Annotated in this window: 15 protein-coding genes; 8 read left to right on the forward strand and 7 right to left on the reverse strand. The window is 62.9% G+C overall.

What is annotated here, in order from left to right; all coding sequences use genetic code 11:
• Positions 1-382 precede the first annotated feature (382 nt).
• Genes VNH11_14125 through VNH11_14135 form a run of 3 tightly spaced genes read right to left on the reverse strand, consistent with a single transcriptional unit; the run spans position 383 to position 1575 of the window.
• Complete coding sequence (locus VNH11_14125) at positions 383-955, reverse strand: DJ-1/PfpI family protein (protein HVA47503.1); 573 nt, start codon at positions 953-955, stop codon at positions 383-385.
• A gap of 17 nt (positions 956-972) precedes the next feature.
• Entirely contained in the window at positions 973-1143 is a 171-nt protein-coding gene (locus VNH11_14130) for a hypothetical protein (protein ID HVA47504.1), read from the reverse strand.
• A 39-nt stretch (positions 1144-1182) separates the two neighbouring features.
• Positions 1183-1575 carry a hypothetical protein gene (locus VNH11_14135; GenBank protein HVA47505.1) on the reverse strand — a complete coding sequence of 131 codons (393 nt, stop codon included), beginning with the start codon at positions 1573-1575 and terminating at the stop codon, positions 1183-1185.
• A gap of 149 nt (positions 1576-1724) precedes the next feature.
• Here VNH11_14135 and VNH11_14140 point away from each other — a divergent pair, with 149 nt between their 5' ends.
• The 4 genes from VNH11_14140 (at position 1725) to VNH11_14155 (ending at position 6091) form a co-directional block, all read left to right on the forward strand.
• The gene (locus VNH11_14140) at positions 1725-2876 is read left to right on the forward strand and encodes a metallophosphoesterase (protein ID HVA47506.1); all 1152 of its coding nucleotides are present in this window, start codon (positions 1725-1727) and stop codon (positions 2874-2876) included.
• A gap of 322 nt (positions 2877-3198) precedes the next feature.
• Entirely contained in the window at positions 3199-4611 is a 1413-nt protein-coding gene (gene glnA, locus VNH11_14145) for a type I glutamate--ammonia ligase (protein HVA47507.1), read from the forward strand.
• Between the two features lie 219 nt (positions 4612-4830).
• Positions 4831-5736, forward strand: coding sequence for a hypothetical protein (locus tag VNH11_14150; GenBank protein HVA47508.1), 906 nt, complete (start codon positions 4831-4833; stop codon positions 5734-5736).
• A 1-nt stretch (position 5737) separates the two neighbouring features.
• Positions 5738-6091 (forward strand): hypothetical protein, encoded by a 354-nt coding sequence (locus VNH11_14155; protein HVA47509.1) that lies wholly within the window; start codon positions 5738-5740, stop codon positions 6089-6091.
• 50 nt (positions 6092-6141) lie between these two features.
• Here VNH11_14155 and VNH11_14160 read toward each other — a convergent pair whose 3' ends face one another.
• Both VNH11_14160 and VNH11_14165 read right to left on the reverse strand, forming a co-directional pair.
• A complete protein-coding gene (locus VNH11_14160) occupies positions 6142-6894 on the reverse strand; it encodes a DUF4058 family protein (GenBank protein ID HVA47510.1) in 753 nt (250 codons plus the stop codon).
• 128 nt (positions 6895-7022) lie between these two features.
• Positions 7023-8501: an aldehyde dehydrogenase family protein gene (locus VNH11_14165; protein HVA47511.1), complete on the reverse strand. Its 1479-nt coding sequence runs from the start codon at positions 8499-8501 to the stop codon at positions 7023-7025.
• 161 nt (positions 8502-8662) lie between these two features.
• Here VNH11_14165 and VNH11_14170 point away from each other — a divergent pair, with 161 nt between their 5' ends.
• Positions 8663-9943 (forward strand): hypothetical protein, encoded by a 1281-nt coding sequence (locus VNH11_14170; GenBank protein ID HVA47512.1) that lies wholly within the window; start codon positions 8663-8665, stop codon positions 9941-9943.
• Between the two features lie 54 nt (positions 9944-9997).
• Here VNH11_14170 and bioA read toward each other — a convergent pair whose 3' ends face one another.
• A complete protein-coding gene (bioA, locus tag VNH11_14175; protein ID HVA47513.1) occupies positions 9998-11392 on the reverse strand; it encodes an adenosylmethionine--8-amino-7-oxononanoate transaminase in 1395 nt (464 codons plus the stop codon).
• A 227-nt stretch (positions 11393-11619) separates the two neighbouring features.
• Between bioA and VNH11_14180 the strand changes: the two genes are divergently transcribed.
• The 3 genes from VNH11_14180 to VNH11_14190 all read left to right on the forward strand — a co-directional run bounded on the left by VNH11_14180 (position 11620) and on the right by VNH11_14190 (position 14939).
• Entirely contained in the window at positions 11620-11958 is a 339-nt protein-coding gene (locus VNH11_14180) for a hypothetical protein (GenBank protein ID HVA47514.1), read from the forward strand.
• 199 nt (positions 11959-12157) lie between these two features.
• Positions 12158-13702, forward strand: a complete 1545-nt coding sequence (locus VNH11_14185; GenBank protein HVA47515.1) for a PAS domain-containing protein — start codon at positions 12158-12160, stop codon at positions 13700-13702.
• Between the two features lie 88 nt (positions 13703-13790).
• Complete coding sequence (locus tag VNH11_14190) at positions 13791-14939, forward strand: LptF/LptG family permease (protein ID HVA47516.1); 1149 nt, start codon at positions 13791-13793, stop codon at positions 14937-14939.
• A 190-nt stretch (positions 14940-15129) separates the two neighbouring features.
• Here the strand turns inward: VNH11_14190 and VNH11_14195 are convergent, their stop codons facing one another.
• A complete protein-coding gene (locus VNH11_14195; protein ID HVA47517.1) occupies positions 15130-16833 on the reverse strand; it encodes a glycosyltransferase family 39 protein in 1704 nt (567 codons plus the stop codon).
• Positions 16834-16883 lie beyond the last annotated feature (50 nt).

Here is a 16883-nt window from a genome sequence, read left to right on the forward strand (position 1 = left end):
TTGGCGTAGAAGTCAACTCTTTCACGAAAGGTAGAATCGATGGTCGCAGGCGACCTCGGTGGTAACTCCCAAAGCGAAGACCCTTTACCGTCTCGGACAGACGAACCTCCGTCTTCGGTAAACTCAATTCCGACAAACCCCTCTTCTCATCTTGAATCGCTCGCCGATTCGGCCGGAAACAGAGCCACCGGCCGCCAGTCTTCCCTCTCAACTTTAGATGAGGGAATTTCGGGCGAACCATCCGCAGGCCGGGTTCTTCTCTGGAACCGGCTTCCCAGGAGTATCTGGCTGATGAGTCCGCTGGCCTTGGCACACGCCGTGGCGTCGATCGTCAGCATTTAGTTCCTCACGCGTTTCAGCCTCGCCGCACAAGCGAGGACGCTTATGCTACGGTTGCCGCCGAACGCAGCAGGCCGACGAATGCCTTCATGAAGGGCGTGCTGTCGTGCCAGGTGCGAGCGGTCACGAGATTGCCGTCGACTACGCACGGCTGGTCCACGTAGGCGGCGTCGCCCTGTTGGGCGTCGAGAGCACATTTGGCCACGGTCGTCACCTTGCGGCCGCGAATGACGCCCGCGGCCGTCAGGATTTCGATCCCGTGACACACGGATGCGACCGGCTTGCCGGTCTCGAAGAAGTGCCGCGTAATTCGCAGCAGATCCTGGTCGTAGCGCAGATATTCGGGTGCCCGGCCGCCGGAAATGAACAGCCCGGCGAACCGTTCCGGCTGAACGTCGCGGAAGGCCGCCGTGGCACGCAGATGGTAGCCGGGGCCTTCGCGCGTAATGTCCCAACGGTCGTCGCCGGGCGGGATCTCGTGCGTGACAAGGTGATAGAGGCGGGCTTCGGGACCGCAAACGACCACCTCGAAGCCGTCTTCGGGCAAGCGAAAGAAGGGATAGAGCGTGTCCATCACCTCGCTGGCGTCGCCGATCGGCATTAAAACTTGGGGCATGGCGGGCAGTTGGCTTCTCAGAGCAGCTTCTTGGGGAAGAAGGCCACCAGCGCGAACGTGGCCAGCGGCCCTAACAGCAACGACAGCAGGAACCAGTTGAGTCCGCTACGGTTCTTGCCTTGAGCCAGCCCGGCATTGATCAGGGCCAGGCTGCCCCAGCCAACGAAATAGGGTCCGGCATCGTGCATCCGGCTATCATACCGAAAACTGTCGCCAAACGGGAGGTATCAGTATTGCCAGTACGTAAAGCCGGGGCGATCGAAGTGCGGGTACATCGAAAAACCATACAGGCCGGGCGTGAAGCCGCCGTCCCAATAGCCGTAGTAATAGTTCTGGTGAGGCCCGCGGTAGCCGTTGCTTTGATACGAGCTGAGTCCCTGGCCCGTCATGCCGCGCCCTTCATAATCCATCGGATCGTCAGGCCCGGAGTGGTTGGTCCACGGTCCGTGCGCGGCTGTGCTCGGCGCTCGCTGGCGCTCTAGCTCGTAGTTGGCTCGATGCCGGTGGTAATGGGCATTACCGGCGTCATAGGAGCTCCAGTAACCGGGCGGCAGTTGGGCCCAAGCGGCGGCGGGCACCAGAGCGGCGGCAAAAACGGCAAATCGCAGCAGGACGCGCATGACATGACACTCCAAACGGTTCCGGTTCTGGACTCTCCATCAAGCCTAGCACGTAGCGGACCGGAAAGGCCCTCAACGCAGGCGGTTAAATGAGCTATGCTGGATTTTCGGGCCTCGAATCCCTTCATCCCAGGGCTGTCTGAGCGTCGATGTTGAATGCCTTGATCCTGTTCCTGCTCGCCGCCGGGCAGTTCGAGCTGATGGTGATGCTCGTCAACCGGCTGCACGCCTACCGCATCCGCGGACCTGCGCTGCGCTGGGTCCGCGACCTACACGAGCTGTTGATCCTCCTTCTGCCGGTCTTCATGGCTTGGGTCGTGGGCTGGCACGGCACGCGGCTGCTGGCGGGCGGAAGCTGGCTGGCGTTGCCGATCGGTTGGTTCGTTTACTTGGCGATTTGTGGGATGGGCACGCTCGGCATGTTCTACTCGGCGGTGCGATATGCCCTGCGGTCGTTGCCCGCGGCGCAACTCTCGAATCACACCCACGTGGTAAACGTCGCCGAGCAACTTGGCTACCGGCCGCTCGGCGACGGCCCTTACGCCTCGCTCACGCGCCTGCCGGGAAATCAGCTTTTTCAGGTCGAAGTGTCGGAAAAGGTGTATCGCCTGCCGCGGCTGCCGAGCGAGTGGGACGGACTTTCCATCTTGCACCTCACCGACTTCCACTACATTGGCACGCTCGATCGACCGTTTTTCGAGCGCCTGATCGAGCTTGGCCAGGCGACGCGCCCAGACCTGATCGTGTTCACCGGCGACCTGTTGGACGATATGCGGCTGCTCGATTGGCTCGAACCGACCTTGGGCCGGCTGGAGGCGCCCCTGGGCCGCTACTTTATTCTGGGCAATCACGACTGGTATTTGCAGCCCGACCGCATTCGTGAAGCGATGACGAGCTTAGGTTGGCACGACCTGGCAGGCCGCACCGCCGTGGTCGCGGGCGATAAGTCTCCCTTGGTGCTGGGCGGCAGTGAGGTGCCGTGGATGGGCCGGCATCCCGACTTTTCGGCTTCGCCGCACGATGCCTTTCGCATTCTCCTGAGCCACACCCCCGACAATTTGCCGTGGGCCAGGCGTCAGGGGATCGATCTGATGCTCTCCGGTCATAACCACGGCGGCCAGGTTGTGCTGCCGATCGTGGGACCGATCTACTCGCCGAGCAAGCACGGCTGCCGCTATGCCTCCGGCGTCTTCGACGCTCCACCAACCTTGCTCTACGTCTCGCGCGGCATCTCCGGTCGCCACCCCGTTCGTTGGCGATGCCGGCCGGAGTTGACCAAGCTGGTGCTGATGTCATCGTAAACTGCCCATCTTTTCGACAGTCGTTGCACAGATTCCAGGCAATCGCACCCCTCGCTCGCTCACCTCTTTTCGCCGTAACCTACTTGCGTTTTTCGCTTTGTGTTATACGATGCCTTCTTGGCAGAGTGGTCGGCACCCGACTTGCTTTGAAGGGCCGGCTTATTCTCGCGGCTGCCTTTGGCCGGCAAGCGCTCGCGAGATGGCTCCGGAACGCCACGGAGTGCGTTCCCTACAGGGGCACGGAGTGCGTTCCCTACAGGGGCTCGATTGGGGCTGTTCGTCGTTCCTTCTGGTCTTTGGTCGATTTTTAAGCGAGGAAATTGTGAAACCCAAAGAGGTATTGGCTCTCTGCCGAGAAAAAGACGTTAAGGCGGTCGATCTGCGATTCATGGACTTTCCGGGCATCTGGCAGCACTTCACCATCCCGGTCAACAAGCTGGAAGAGGACATCTTCGAAGACGGCCTCGGCTTCGACGGCTCCAGCATCCGTGGCTGGCAGGCCATCAACGAGAGCGACATGATTCTCGTGCCGCAGCCGGAGACGGCGGTGATCGATCCGTTCACCACCCTCCCCACGATCAGCATGATCTGCAACATTCAGGATCCGATCACGCGGGAGGATTACACCCGCGATCCGCGAAATGTTGCCCGCAAGGCGGTCAACTATCTGAAGAGCACCGGCATTGCCGACACCTGCTTCATCGGCCCCGAAGCCGAGTTCTTCGTCTTCGACGACATCCGCTTCGACGCCAAAGCCCAGGAGTCGTACTACCACATCGACAGCATCGAGGGCGAGTGGAACCGCGGCCGGGTGGAAAGCCCGAACTTGGGCTACAAGCTGCGTCACAAGGAAGGCTACTTCCCGGTGCCGCCGGCCGACCAGTTGATGGACATCCGCAACGAGATGATGCAGACCATGATCGAGTGCGGCATGGACGTCGAGGCCCAGCACCACGAGGTGGCAACGGCCGGGCAGTGCGAGATCGACCTGCGCTTCCAGGATCTCGTCAAGATGGCCGACTACATGTGCATGTATAAGTACATCATCAAGAACGTCGCCAAGAAGTACAACAAGACGGTGACGTTCATGCCCAAGCCGCTTTACGGCGACAACGGCTCCGGCATGCACACGCACATCTCGCTCTGGAAGCAGGGCGAGCCGCTCTTCGCCGGCAGCGGCTACGCCGGCCTGAGCGAAATGGCCCTCTACGCCATCGGCGGGCTGCTGCGGCATGCTCCTTCGATTCTGGCTTTCTCGAACCCCACGACCAACAGTTACAAGCGGTTGGTGCCGGGCTACGAAGCGCCGGTGAACCTGGCTTACTCGCAACGGAACCGTTCGGCCTCGTGCCGCATTCCGATGTACAGCCCCAGCCCCAAGGCCAAACGCGTCGAGTTCCGCTGCCCCGATCCGAGCTGCAATCCCTATCTCTCGTTCTCGGCCATGCTGATGGCCGTGATCGACGGGATTCAGAACAAGATCAATCCGGGCGAGCCGCTCGACAAGGACATTTACGACCTCTCGCCCGAAGAACTGGCCGAGGTGCCCAAGACGCCGGGCAGTCTCGACGAAGCGCTCGATTCGTTGGAGCGCAACCACGCCTTCATGTTGCGGGGCGACGTGTTCACCGAGGACGTGATTGGGACCTGGATCAAGTACAAGCGTGAGAAGGAAGTCGACGCCATGCGGCTGCGACCGCACCCCTACGAGTTCTGCCTGTACTACGATATCTAATATCGCCGGCACGACGTGCCTGCTCGATGGTTCAAGCCTCGACACCGGGCTGGTGGTTCCCGCCGCCAGCCCGGTTTGTTGCGCGGCATGCGTTGCCGCCGTCAGACGGAGGACGGGCTTCGACGTTTCCTGCCAATCGCATTGTCTGATTGTCGGTAGGCGGTTCGCGGCATAGAATACTATGGTTCCTTCAGGTCGGTTTAGGCGCGGACGGAAACCATGCCAGCTCAATTAAGCAATGTTCTTGAAGCGGAGGAGGCTTTGGCCGCACGGGTGGCTGGCTGTGACTCGGTCATCGACGAGATCGTGCCGACCACAGCCAGGGCATACTGGGATTTAAGAAGCGACGAGCAACGGCGTCCCGTGCTCACGCTTGCATTGAGCGATCCGTTCGGCTACGCGGCGGCGGATTTCGCCCCTGACGAGCTCGCGCCGACCGATCATCTGCGCCGACGCGTTGATAGCTTGGTCGGCGAGCTCGTGCAATCGTCGCGGCGTGAGCGGATTGAAATCCGCGATGCGTTTGTAACGGCCCAACAGATCGAGGATTTTCGGCAGCGTCTGAGTGCTGTTCCCGATATTGCGGCCAAGCGACCAAAACTCTACAACCGCATCCAGATGTCGCCGAGCGATTCCAACCGCATGCTAGTCGCAGATTTCGCGGTCGAGGTCGATGCGGATGTGGCGGAGCAGGTGAAGCAGGTTATTCGTGACAGCGGCTTCAACCTACGGGGCGCACCGTTGCTGGGGCGCCATGGTATCCGCGACCGCGTGCGTGAACTAGTCGAGTCTCACATGCATGACGGCCAGCCGGCGCCGCGGTACGCGATCTGCTTTGACACGCACGACGCGGCCGACGTGCATCTTCTTGAAATCTCGGACGAAGCTCCGGAAGGTCCCGGGCCGGATCTGGAGGGGATCGGATTGTCTGCCGGAGATGCGGTTCCTGGAGCGCGGTCAATCGTTCTGTACCTGGTGACGCCGGATGGCTTGCGACGGGCCATTCGACGGCATCCGAATCATCCGGCTGTCCGACAATTGCGAACCAAAGATTGTTGGTTTGTCCGTCCCGACGATCGTGGCGAAGCTTTCTATCGAGAGTTTCCAGAGCTGTCGGGAGAATGACTTGAACTGGTCAGACCACAAAGATCTCGCCGTTGGCTTGCGCGATCAGGGGCTGGCAGACTGCGTCGCGGCCCGATTTGCGTTAAGGCCCGACCATGAACGTGGAAATTTGCAGCCGCTGACGGTCCTCGCCGAAAACACGGAATACCCATTTTGGTCGGCGGCGTCGGAACAGTTAGTGACGGCCGCTTGCGGCCTTACGATGGAAAACCACGGAGTGCGGGCGATCAAAGCGCTTCGGACGCTTCTCGATGCGATGTCGCGTTCGGATCCACCGCAGTTCACGAAACCAATTCGACAATTCTTGGAAGACCTGCCGTTTTCCACTGCAATTTCTAGTTGGCCGGAATCGTGATCGCCCAAAGCTTTCTGTACGTCGTGCTATGTCGTATGCTCGGCAGACAACTACTCCCACGTGTCGACGCGTCGTTTGAGCACCCCCGGAAAGTTGCTCCAGGCTTTTTGATAGGTCGCTTCCAAAGGCACACGCACGTATTCTTCGGGCCTGAGAAAGACGGGCATGTCGGTCAGCGGATCGCCGACGTTACGCGTTTCAATGTACGCGGTGAGTTCTTGGCCGGCAGAATAGGCTGCCAGCATCCGAGGTCGTTCCTTCGGTGGGGCGATCTCGGCTGTGTCCTCGGTGGCGAATTCCTGCCAGATGGCTGCGTGAATGCCGAAGGGGGCATGGCGCGTCGGCGGAAAAAGATCGATCACGAGCAAATGGATGCCATGACGCAGAAACGATGCCGCGCGATCGACGAAGGACCGCAACGCCGCGGTCGTGGCTTTGTTGCCAGGAACCAAGATCTCGATTACTGCCACGACCTCGCTTTCGACGCCACGAATGGTGATGCGGTTCGCCGCCGCTGCATAACCGTATTCTGATGTCAGTCGCAGGATACGTCCGGGCGGAGGCTCCGCGGCGACACTCACGACGACGTCGGCATTCGCTTTTTCGTCGTGCGGATCGAGCTTCGGCGGCGGTCCCAAGTCCGCAAAATCATAAAGCGGCGGAAGCTCTTTCCGCTCGATCATCGCGTAGTGGCTCCCGGGCAGCCCGCCGTTGTTCAACGAGTCGCTGATCGCGCAAATCCAGCTTAGGTGAAAGCTCTGAAACAGCCTCGCATCAACCCGTGTCCAATCGTGTATTGGCATCGTTACCTCGTCGCTTTCGACTGCGGGGATTTTGGATTTCGGATGACCCAATCGAAAATCCAAAATCCAAAATCTAAAATGGAATGGTGGGCCGGCGCTCGCAAGCTCGCTGGTCCCACCCTACCACCTTATCCCAGACTCAGCGTCACGGTCTTCGTCTCGGTATACGCTTCCAACCCTCGCTCTCCGAGCTCGCGGCCCATGCCCGACATCTTGAAGCCGCCGAAGGGCGCGCCGGCGTCGAACACGTCGTAGCAGTTGATCCACACCGTGCCGGCCTTGATCTTGGCGGCCAGGTGATGGGCCTTCGATACGTCGCGCGTCCAGACCGCCGCGGCCAGTCCGTAATACGTGTTGTTCGCCCGATCGATGATCTCGTGTACGTCTTTGAACTTCAGCACCGACAACACGGGTCCGAAGATTTCATCCTTGGCGATGGACATCTCGTCTTTCACGTCGCCGAACAGCGTCGGCTCGATGTAGTAGCCGCGCTGGCCGAAGCGATTGCCGCCGGTCAGGCACTGGGCGCCTTCCTGCTTGCCCACGCCGATGTAGTGCATGATCTTGTCGAACTGGGCCTTGTCGACCTGCGGACCCTGCTCGGTGGCGGGATCGAACGGATCGCCCAGCTTGCGGCTTTTGTTCATGCCCACAAGCTTGTCGACGAACTTGTCGTAGACCTTTTCTTCGACAAACAACCGGCTGCCGGCGCAACAGCACTGTCCCTGGTTGAAATACAGGCCAAAGTGCGAGCCGGCCGCGGCGGCGTCGAGATCGGCGTCGGCGAAGACGATGTTCGGGCTTTTGCCGCCCAACTCGAACGTCAGCCGTTTCAGCGTTTGACTGGCGTCGCGCATGATGATCTGGGCCGTGCGATATTCGCCGGTGAACGCAATTTTGTCCACGCCCGGATGCTTGACGATCGCCGCTCCGGCGGTCGGGCCATAGCCGGGCACCACGTTGATCACGCCGTCGGGAATGCCCGCCTTTTGCGCCAGCCGCGCCAGCCGCAGGCAGCTCAGCGGCGTCTGCTCGGCCGGTTTCATCACCACCGTGCAACCGGCGGCCAGCGCCGGCGCCCATTTCCAGCAAACCATGAGGATGGGAAAGTTCCAGGGGATGATTTGCCCGGCGACGCCCACCGGTTCGCGCCGCGTGTAGGTGAAGTAGTTGCCGCGGACGGGAATGGTTTGCCCGTGAATCTTGTCGGCAAAGCCGGCGTAGTAACGCAGGCAGTCGATCGCCAGCGGCAGGTCGGCGGCTTTGGCGTCGCGAATCGGCTTGCCGTTGTCGAGCGTCTCCAACGCCGCCAGGTCGTCGAGTTCTTCTTCCATCAGGTCGGCCAGCTTATAGATCAGCCGGCCGCGGTCGCGGGCATCCATCGTACTCCAAGGGCCGTTCTCCAGGGCATCACGGGCAGCGGCCACGGCGGCATCCACGTCTTCGGCATCGCCCTCGGCCACCTGGGCGATGACCTCTTCGGTGGCCGGATTGATCGTCTCGAAGGCCTTGCCGCTCGCGGCCGGAACCCATTTGCCGCCAATGAAGCACTCCGTGTGTTTGACTTTCGGCTGGGACTTTTTTTCGGGCTTGGTGGCTGTGGCCATGACGGGAACCTCCGTGGTTGAACAAACAGGAAACGAACACTTCCAAGAACGCCTATGCTGCATTCTATCGCTGTGGCCGCGGGTTCGCCACGCTGCGACGGCCAACCGGCCGACCTCGCCTGGCATTTGCCCCGTGCCTGCCGCCACCTTAAGCTGACGGGATGGCTGCCGGCGACGATCCTCGATATGTCCGCGTCGTTTGTTCCAAGTGCCGGGCGGTGCTGCACCCGCGCGTGGAAAAAGCCGGGCGGCACGTGCGGTGCCCCGACTGTTATTCGGCCGTGCTCGTCCCTCAGCCGTCGGCACCGGAACGGCCGCCCAAGACCCGCGATCCCGGAGCCTACGGTGTTCGCGAGGCCCTGGCCCCCGCGCGAGATGAAACCCACAGCGCCGACTTTTTCCCCGTGCTTTGCCCGACCTGCCAGGCACGTCTGCACCCGCGGCGGTCGCACGTGGGCAAGCGTGCCCGCTGCCCCGACTGCGACACGGTGTTCGTCGTGCCGCCTCCGCGCGAACCCACCAAGGCGAAACCGCTGCCCTCGCCGGGCAAATACGCCGTGGGCGAAGAAAGCAAGCGCGTGGAGGCCGAGTTCCATTATCTCACGGTCGATCGCGTGACCGAGCCGGAACCGCTCGCCCCGCCCGAACAAGGTTGGTTTGTCCGCGGCGTGTTCACGTTCCCCTGGTGGCCCGGAGCCGGGGCACGCTGGATGGTGCTGGCCATGCTGTTCGTTCCCGCGCTGTTCGTGGCCGGTGTCGTGGCGTTCTTGGCCGGCTCGCAGGGCGTCGACAAGGCCATGACCGTCGCCGTGTACCTGATCCTCCCCCTGATCTGGACCTGGGTCTGGGCGCTCTCCTACGCCGCGGCCTGTTTTGTGGCGATCGTGCAAGACACGGGTTCGGGCAACGACGAAGTGTCGAATTGGCCCGAAGGCGATTGGCGAGAGCGCGTGATCACCCTGCTCTACGTCGGCTTGCACTTCGCCCTGGCGGTGGCGGCCGGTTCGGCGCTGGCCTGGCCGGTCGGCATGTTCTTCGGTCCGCTACGGGGCGCTTTGGCCACGGCGCTGGCCGCGAATCTCTTCTTCCCGCTTTTCATGCTCTCGTCGATGGAGGCCGACACGCTGCTGGTTCCCTATTCGCCCGTGATGTATGGCAGCCTGCTGAAAGTCGCCGGCGGTTGGCTGCTGGTCTATATCGAATCGTTGCTGGCGGTTGGCCTGACGGTCGGCCTGCTGACTTTGGGCGTGTATTGGCTGCCGATGGTGGCGCTGCCGTTATCGCCGCTGTTGCTGGCGACGCTGGTTTTCATCGAAGCGCGGCTGTATGGCCGGCTGGCGTGGCATATCGGACAGGCCGAAACGAGGCGCAAGCCGCGCAAGAAAAAGAAGGCCGGCCCGCCGGCAAAGCGGACAGACGTTTCGCGATTGTCGATTCTGTAGGGACTCTTGGGCCCATGCGAGGCGCGTCCTGAACTGCGTGCCGTGATTTGCACGCTAGGCCGAGGTCTCCGCGACGATGCCGCTTTCAACCGCCTCGGCGATGCGGTCCAACTCCTCGAGTGCGATCGCCAGCGGCGGCATGATCACCACGACGTCGCCCAGCGGCCGCAGCAAGACGCCGCGCCGCCGCGCATGTTGGCAAACGCGCCAGCCGCGGCGCTCCCGCACGTCGAACGGCGCTTGACGGGCACGGTCGCGCACCAACTCGATGCCGGCAATCAGCCCGCATTGGCGGACGTCGCCCACGTGATCGAGCCGCTTCAGTCGCGCTAGATGCCGGCTCAAACGAGAAACCTTTTCAGGCATGCGGGCCAACACCCGCTCCTCGTCGAACACCTCCAGCGAGGCCAACGCGGCGGCGGCGGCCAAGGGATTGCCGCCGTAGGTATGGCCGTGGAAGAACTGTTTCGAGTCGTCATAGCTTCCCAAAAACGCCCGCCAGATTTCGTCGCTGGCCAGGGTGGCCGCCATCGGTAGGTATCCGCCCGTCAGACCTTTTGCCAGGCAAAGCAAGTCGGGCGCGACCCCTTCCTGCTCGCAGGCGAACATTCGCCCGGTGCGGCCAAAGCCGACGGCCACTTCGTCGGCGATCAACAAGACGTCGTAGCGACGCGAGAGCTCGCGTGCCGCGCGAAGGTAGCCGGGCGGATGCAGGACCATGCCGGCGGCCCCTTGCACCAGCGGCTCGATGACCATCGCGGCCAGTCGCTGGTGATTTGCCCTCAAAGCGGCCTCCAGCTCGGCCACATAAAACCCCAGTGCGCCCGCGCGCGAGACGCCCTGCGGAAGCCGATACGTCTGGGGCGCGGCGGTCCGTACCACCTCGAACAACAACGGCGCAAACAGCGAGTGAAACCGCTCGACACCGCCCACGCTCACGCTGCCCAGCGTGTCTCCGTGATAGGCGCCGCCCAAGGCCAGGAACGTTGTTTTCTGCGGCCGCGGGTCGGGCCTTTGGCGCCAATACTGGAACGCCATCTTGAGGGCCACCTCGACGGCCGTCGCGCCGTTGTCGGAGAAGAAGACATGGTTCAGCCCTTCGGGCGTCAGCTCAACCAGGCGGCGAGCGAGCCTGACGGTGGTGCTGTTCGACGCCCCCAGCGACGTCGTGTGCGCGATACGGCCAAGTTGTTCGACGACGGCGGCGTCGATGCGGGGATGCCGGTGGCCGTGAACATTGCACCACAAGCTGCTCACGCCGTCGATATATTCGTTCCCGTCGATGTCGAACAGCCGGCATCCTTGGCCGCGCTCGATCAGCAGCGGCTCGTATTCGGCCATCTGCGTAAAAGCGTGCCACACGATCTCGCGGTCCCAGCGTTCCAGCTCGTCGCGGCCGGAGGGAAGGCTTTGCTGTCGATCGAGGGCGTGGGGAGGATGAAAACGCATTCAACGATTATAGGGCCGAAATGCCGAACATCGCAGCGATCGGCCGCGGAGGCAACCGTTTTTTTGGCGGACCGCGCACGCTTGACCTAAAGTTCCGGTGTCGGACGGCCGACGACGCGATCCGCCAACGGCCTTCAAGGCAAGCATTCACATCTTGGCTTGGCGGAGCCGCGCGGCGGCGCCGTTGATGTCCGCTCAATTCCCAACGATCATCTGGAGGCCAACGCATGACGACCTGCGAAGATCTGGCTAAGCGTATTCAGCGCATTCAACCGTCATCGGCGCCGCGCGACGTGGCCCGGCTCTGCTTGCTGCTGACGAACTTGGTTGACGACCTCGGCGCGTTGGACGACGACGGGCGTCTGACCGATGCCTGGAAGCAAACGGGGCTGCGGTTGCAAGCGGCCACCGACCAGCATGCGGCCATGACTCAGGAGCTCGAAGCGCTTGCCCGCAGCGATCCCGAAAAGTTCTCGCCCGACCAAATCTGGGTGTTGGTGCGGGCCATCAAGGTGCAGAGCCAGATTCTGTCTCTGTATGTCGGGCAAACGCCGCTGGACGTTTAGTAGCCGGCTTGCTCCGCAAGCGGAACCGCGTCGATCGCGCCAGCGGCTTCCACTTTAGTGACTACGAAACAAGCTGCAACTCCCCTCCGCTTGCGGAGCAAGCGGGCTACGTAGCGGTCTACGCCCGCTTGCCCATTCGGTTGCCGGCGGGTTACGATCATTTGATCGTATCCCAGTTTGTGCCGTCGAGCTTGCCATCATGCCGGCCAACCCGCGACCGCGCCGCGTTGAAGAAATGGACATCGAGTCGCTGCACCGCCGGATTGCCGAGTTGGAGCGGGAACTGCTGGCACGCAAACGTGAGGCGGAAGCGGTGCGCGAGCCGCTGTCGAGCATGTTGTCGGTGCTGGACAGCATGGACCACGGCGTCATCATCACCGATCGGCATGGCCGCCCCACGCGCATCAACCCGGCCGGCGCGCGAATCCTGGGCATCAACGCCGCGCTAGCGGACGGCGCCGACGACTGGTTCAGCGGCGCTTACTTGCCCGACGGCTGCTCGCCTTATCCCGCCAGCCAGCGTCCGGTGGCCCGCGCGCTCCAAGGCGAAAGGGTGAACAGCGAAGAAATCCTGTTCCTTCATCCGGAGACGTGGGAAGCGATTTGGGTGCAGGTCAGCGCCAGTCCGTTGGTCGATCTCGGCGGCATCGGCCGTGGCGCGATCGTGGTTTTTCGCGATGTGACGCCGCAGAAACGCGCCTTGGCGGCGCTCCGCGAGACACAGCAACGCTTCCAGTCGATCCTCGAACACACGCCGTCGATCGTCTATCTGAAAGACTCGTCGGGAAGATACTTGTTCGTCAACCGAGCGTTCGAAGACAACCTGGGCCGCCGCAACGAAGAGGTGATGGGACGGACCGACAATGACCTCTTCGACTCCGCAACGGCCGAGCAACTGCGACGCAACGACCGGCAGGTGTTGCGCAGCGGGCTGGCCTATCAGTTCGAGGAAACGGTGCCGGTCAACGGCGCGCAAAAGACCTTTCTCTCGGTCAAGTTCCCGTTGCCCGACGTGCGCCAGCCGCCCTATGCCCTCTGCGGCATTTCGACCGACATCAACGAACGGAAGCAATCCGAAGAGCGGCTCAGGGCGGAGCAGACCTTTCTGAAGCAACTGATTCGTGCGCACGAACATGACCGGCAGTTGATGGCCTACGAAATCCATGACGGCGTCGTGCAATACATTTCGGCCGGCTTGATGCACCTGGAGTCGTTGGCCGCCGAGAAATCGCTTGCGCCGAAGGGCCAGGCCGCCTTGGAGCTGGCGATCGACTTGGCGCGGCGCTCGGTTGCCGATGGCCGCCGGGTAATGAGCGGACTGCGCCCGCCGATTCTGGACGAAGAGGGGATCGTGCTGGCGATTTCCTATCTGGCGGCCGAGCAGTCGTCGCCGGGCGAGCTGGTAGTCGAGTTCCGGCACGATGTCGCTTTCGATCGGCTCGATCCGCTGCTGGAAGGAACCCTGTTCCGCATCGCGCAGGAGGCGCTGACCAACATTCGGCGCCACAGCCAATCGCGGCGGGCGGAAGTCCTGCTGGTCGAGCGCGGCGCGCGGATTCACTTGCAAATTCGCGACTGGGGAATCGGATTCGATCCGGCCCGTGTGCCCGACGACCGCTTCGGCCTGAAAGGAATTCTGAAGCGGGCCGAATTGTTCGAGGGAGTGGCGCGGATCACGAGTCAACCGGGCGAGGGGACGACGGTTTCCGTCGAGGTGCCCAACACGCAGGTAGCAACTGCGTAGCATCGGCCGTACCGGCGTTGACCCCCAACTCGCTTTTGGCCTATTCTTGGCCTCTGCCGCCAGATCCCACGCTTTGCCTTTGCCGTCCATGCTGATTATCGACCGCTACTTGCTCCGGCAGTTCCTGCAGGTGCTGCTGATCTGCTTTTTCAGTCTCGACGGGCTGTACATCGTCATCGACGCCTTCAGCAACCTGGACGAGTTCCTGCACTACGCCGAGAGCGAAGGGACCGTCTACGGGCTGATCGTGGAGTTCTATTCGTACCGCTCGGTTTTCATGTTCGAGCGGATGAGCAGCATGTTGACGATGATCACGGGCATGTTCACGGTGACGTGGATTCAGCGGCACAACGAGCTGACGGCGCTCACCGCGGCGGGCGTCTCGCGGGCCAGAGTCATTCGGCCCATCGTGGTGGCGGCCGTCGGCATCAGCCTGATCACCTGTGCGGGACGCGAGCTGCTGATTCCGCTCTTGGCGAAGAAACTCGACCGCGACCCCAAGAACCTGCGCGGCGACAGCGGTCAGGAGTTTCAGCCGCGCTACGACAATGAGACCAGCATCTTGATGCAGGGCCGCGCCACCTATTCGAACAAGTCGCGGATCGAAGAGCCGAGCTTTCTGCTGCCCGAAGCGCTCAATAAATATGGCAAGCAGCTCTCCGCCCCCAACGCCTATTACCTGGCGCCGGAGGAAAACCATCCCGGCGGCTACCTGTTTCAAGGCGTGACCAGCCCAGAGCGGTTGCTGGCGAACCATTCGCTGGCGATGGACGGCAAGCCGGTGGTGCTGACGCCGCTCGACGAGCCGCGCTGGCTGAAAAGCGACGAGTGCTTCGTGGCGAGCAACGTCAGCTTCGAGCAGCTCAGCGGCGGCCGGGGCTGGCGGCAGTTTTCGTCGACGCGGCAGTTGATCGCCGGACTCTCGAACCCCAGTCTCGGCCTGGCGGGCGAATTCGGAGCCGATGTGCGGGTGGCCATTCATGGCCGCGTCGTGCAGCCGTTTCTCGATCTGACGCTGCTCTTTCTGGGGCTTCCCTTGGTGCTGCACGGCACCAACCGCAACGTGTTCATTGCCATCGGCTTGTGCGGGGTGGTCTGCACGGCGTTCATGCTGGTGGTGATGGGCTGCCAGTATCTGGGACAGATTTCGTTGATTCGCCCGGCGTTGGCGGCCTGGGCGCCACTGATGGTGTTCGTGCCCGTGGCCGTCGCCATGTACGAGCGGATTGAATACTGATGATACTTCACGCGGCCGAGAATGAGACGTCTGCGGTGGCTGGGGCAGAGTCTGGCCAGGTGGAGCGTGGCGCTTCGTTCATCTCGGCGGCCAGACGATCCCCCGGTGCGTCCAACCGGGGCATCGCTTGGCCGCCACGCCGTTGATGGGCACCGACCGCTATCTGGCCAAGCTCTGCCCCAGCCACCGCTTATCGAACGCGCGGGCGGTCATGTCGCTTCGTGATCTGCGGCCGCCGCCGGCCGATGACCATCGCGTCGACCGGCTGCATCCGCCGGTAGCGGTCGCAGCGAACGACGCCGATCTCCTCCCACTCGAAGGGCAACGGCTTTCGGCGGCCGCGCACACAGTGAAAGCAGAAGTATTCATAGTCCGTCGGGCCGCCCGGCTTTGGCCAGTCGAGCCAGGGAATCGTTTGGCCATAATGATAGACGAACGGATGGTGTGCCCGGCCCAGGCTGACCAGCGGCACGCCATCGGGCAGCCGCTGCTTGAGCTGAGCCACCTGTCCGGCGATGTCTTCACTGCGGCGAATGACGTCGTTCATCAACAGACCATTGCTGGTCAGCCCTAAGAAAACCGCCACGGCTGCCACGCCGGCCACGGCCTGACGGCCAGACTCCGGCCGCCGCGTTTGCCAGGCGACGGCGGCCGCGGCCAGCGCCCCCAGCGAATAGCAAACCGCGAAGGCCGGCGATTGGTGCAAAGGCGTCGCGGCCAGCCAGGGTGAAAGGCTCGCGGCCAACACCGCTACGGCGGCGATCGCCGCGCCGGCGGCAGCCAGCGAGAGGTAGCGTTGCCAAAGCTTCGCCAGCGTGCGCGTGGCGGCGCGCGACCAGGCGCGTTCGACCGCGATCGCGACCAGCGGCGCAAAGCAGGGATAGAGCGGCATGAAATAGCGGCCGCGCGCTTGCGGCGCCAGCCAGCAGGTGGGAAAGGCCACGGCGATGGCAATGCCGAGAAAGACCGCCATGTCGCTGGCCCCGGCCAGACCGCGGCGAAAGTCGCGGCTGGCAAAGGCCGCCAGCCAGACCGACCACGGCAGTAGGCAGCCGAAGATTTCGCAGGGAAATGCCAGCAGGTGCCGGAACACCGGTCCGAGCGACGAATAGTCGAACCGCGCCGCCGACGTGTGTCCCCAGGTTTGAAGCACCAGCTTCCACTCGACGGCCATCGAATACGGTACTTGCCAGACGGCGACCACCGCCGTGCCGGCAATGATGCCGGTGAGGTGCGACCAGCTCAGCAAAAACCGCCAATCTCGCCGCACAGCCAGGTAGACGACCGTCGCCGCCACAAAGTAGATCGGCCCTTGCGGCCCCTTGGCCAAGGCCGCCAGCCCGGACAGCGCGTAGCCCAGGCACCACGTTTGCCGGGCGGGCAGTCCACCGCGATAGGCGCGGTGCCACAAGAGCAGCGACGCGCCGACCAACAGCGTCATGGTGGCCTCGGTCTCGGCAAGCATGCCGAGCTGCAGCACCTGCCCCATCGTGGCGTAGGCGAGCCCGGCCGCCAGTGCGCCGTTGCGCGTCAGCGCGGTGCGCGAATAACCGTAGATGATGAGCGTCGTGGCCAGCGTTGCCAGCACGGTCGGCAGGCGGACCGCGAGCGTGCCGCTGCCGCCGGTGGCGAGCATGCTCAGCGCGATCAGCCAATTGCCCAGCGGCGGCCGGTCGGGGAAGACGCGGCCCTGTTCGCGCGGCACGACCCAGTCGCCCGTTTCGAGCATCTCGATGGCGACTCGTGCCCGGCGTGTTTCCTCGCCCCGCAACGTCAGGTCGTCGAGCCGAGCGAAGTAGATCGCGGCCACGATCAGCACCAATAGCACGGCCTGCGGTTCGAGCCAGCCGGGCAACCGCGATCGAAGCAACCGGGCAAATGAGCTTAGGAACATGGCGCCAGAGTGTCGCAAATGACGCCATTTCGGGCCAGACGAGTTTGGCG

This window comes from Pirellulales bacterium (genome assembly GCA_035533075.1).
Classification (GTDB): Bacteria; Planctomycetota; Planctomycetia; order Pirellulales; family JAICIG01; genus DASSFG01.

Bases quoted from the DNA above. Each gene is read 5' to 3' on its own strand.
- VNH11_14185 (HVA47515.1), top strand. From the start codon at position 12,158: ATGCCGGCCAACCCGCGACCGCGCCGCGTTGAAGAAATGGACATCGAG.
- VNH11_14170 (HVA47512.1), top strand. From the start codon at position 8,663: ATGGCTGCCGGCGACGATCCTCGATATGTCCGCGTCGTTTGTTCCAAG.
- VNH11_14140 (HVA47506.1), top strand. From the start codon at position 1,725: ATGTTGAATGCCTTGATCCTGTTCCTGCTCGCCGCCGGGCAGTTCGAG.
- VNH11_14195 (HVA47517.1), bottom strand. From the start codon at position 16,833: ATGTTCCTAAGCTCATTTGCCCGGTTGCTTCGATCGCGGTTGCCCGGC.
- VNH11_14165 (HVA47511.1), bottom strand. From the start codon at position 8,501: ATGGCCACAGCCACCAAGCCCGAAAAAAAGTCCCAGCCGAAAGTCAAA.
- VNH11_14160 (HVA47510.1), bottom strand. From the start codon at position 6,894: ATGCCAATACACGATTGGACACGGGTTGATGCGAGGCTGTTTCAGAGC.
- VNH11_14125 (HVA47503.1), bottom strand. From the start codon at position 955: ATGCCCCAAGTTTTAATGCCGATCGGCGACGCCAGCGAGGTGATGGAC.
- VNH11_14130 (HVA47504.1), bottom strand. From the start codon at position 1,143: ATGCACGATGCCGGACCCTATTTCGTTGGCTGGGGCAGCCTGGCCCTG.
- VNH11_14150 (HVA47508.1), top strand. From the start codon at position 4,831: ATGCCAGCTCAATTAAGCAATGTTCTTGAAGCGGAGGAGGCTTTGGCC.
- VNH11_14135 (HVA47505.1), bottom strand. From the start codon at position 1,575: ATGCGCGTCCTGCTGCGATTTGCCGTTTTTGCCGCCGCTCTGGTGCCC.
- VNH11_14190 (HVA47516.1), top strand. From the start codon at position 13,791: ATGCTGATTATCGACCGCTACTTGCTCCGGCAGTTCCTGCAGGTGCTG.
- bioA (HVA47513.1), bottom strand. From the start codon at position 11,392: ATGCGTTTTCATCCTCCCCACGCCCTCGATCGACAGCAAAGCCTTCCC.
- VNH11_14180 (HVA47514.1), top strand. From the start codon at position 11,620: ATGACGACCTGCGAAGATCTGGCTAAGCGTATTCAGCGCATTCAACCG.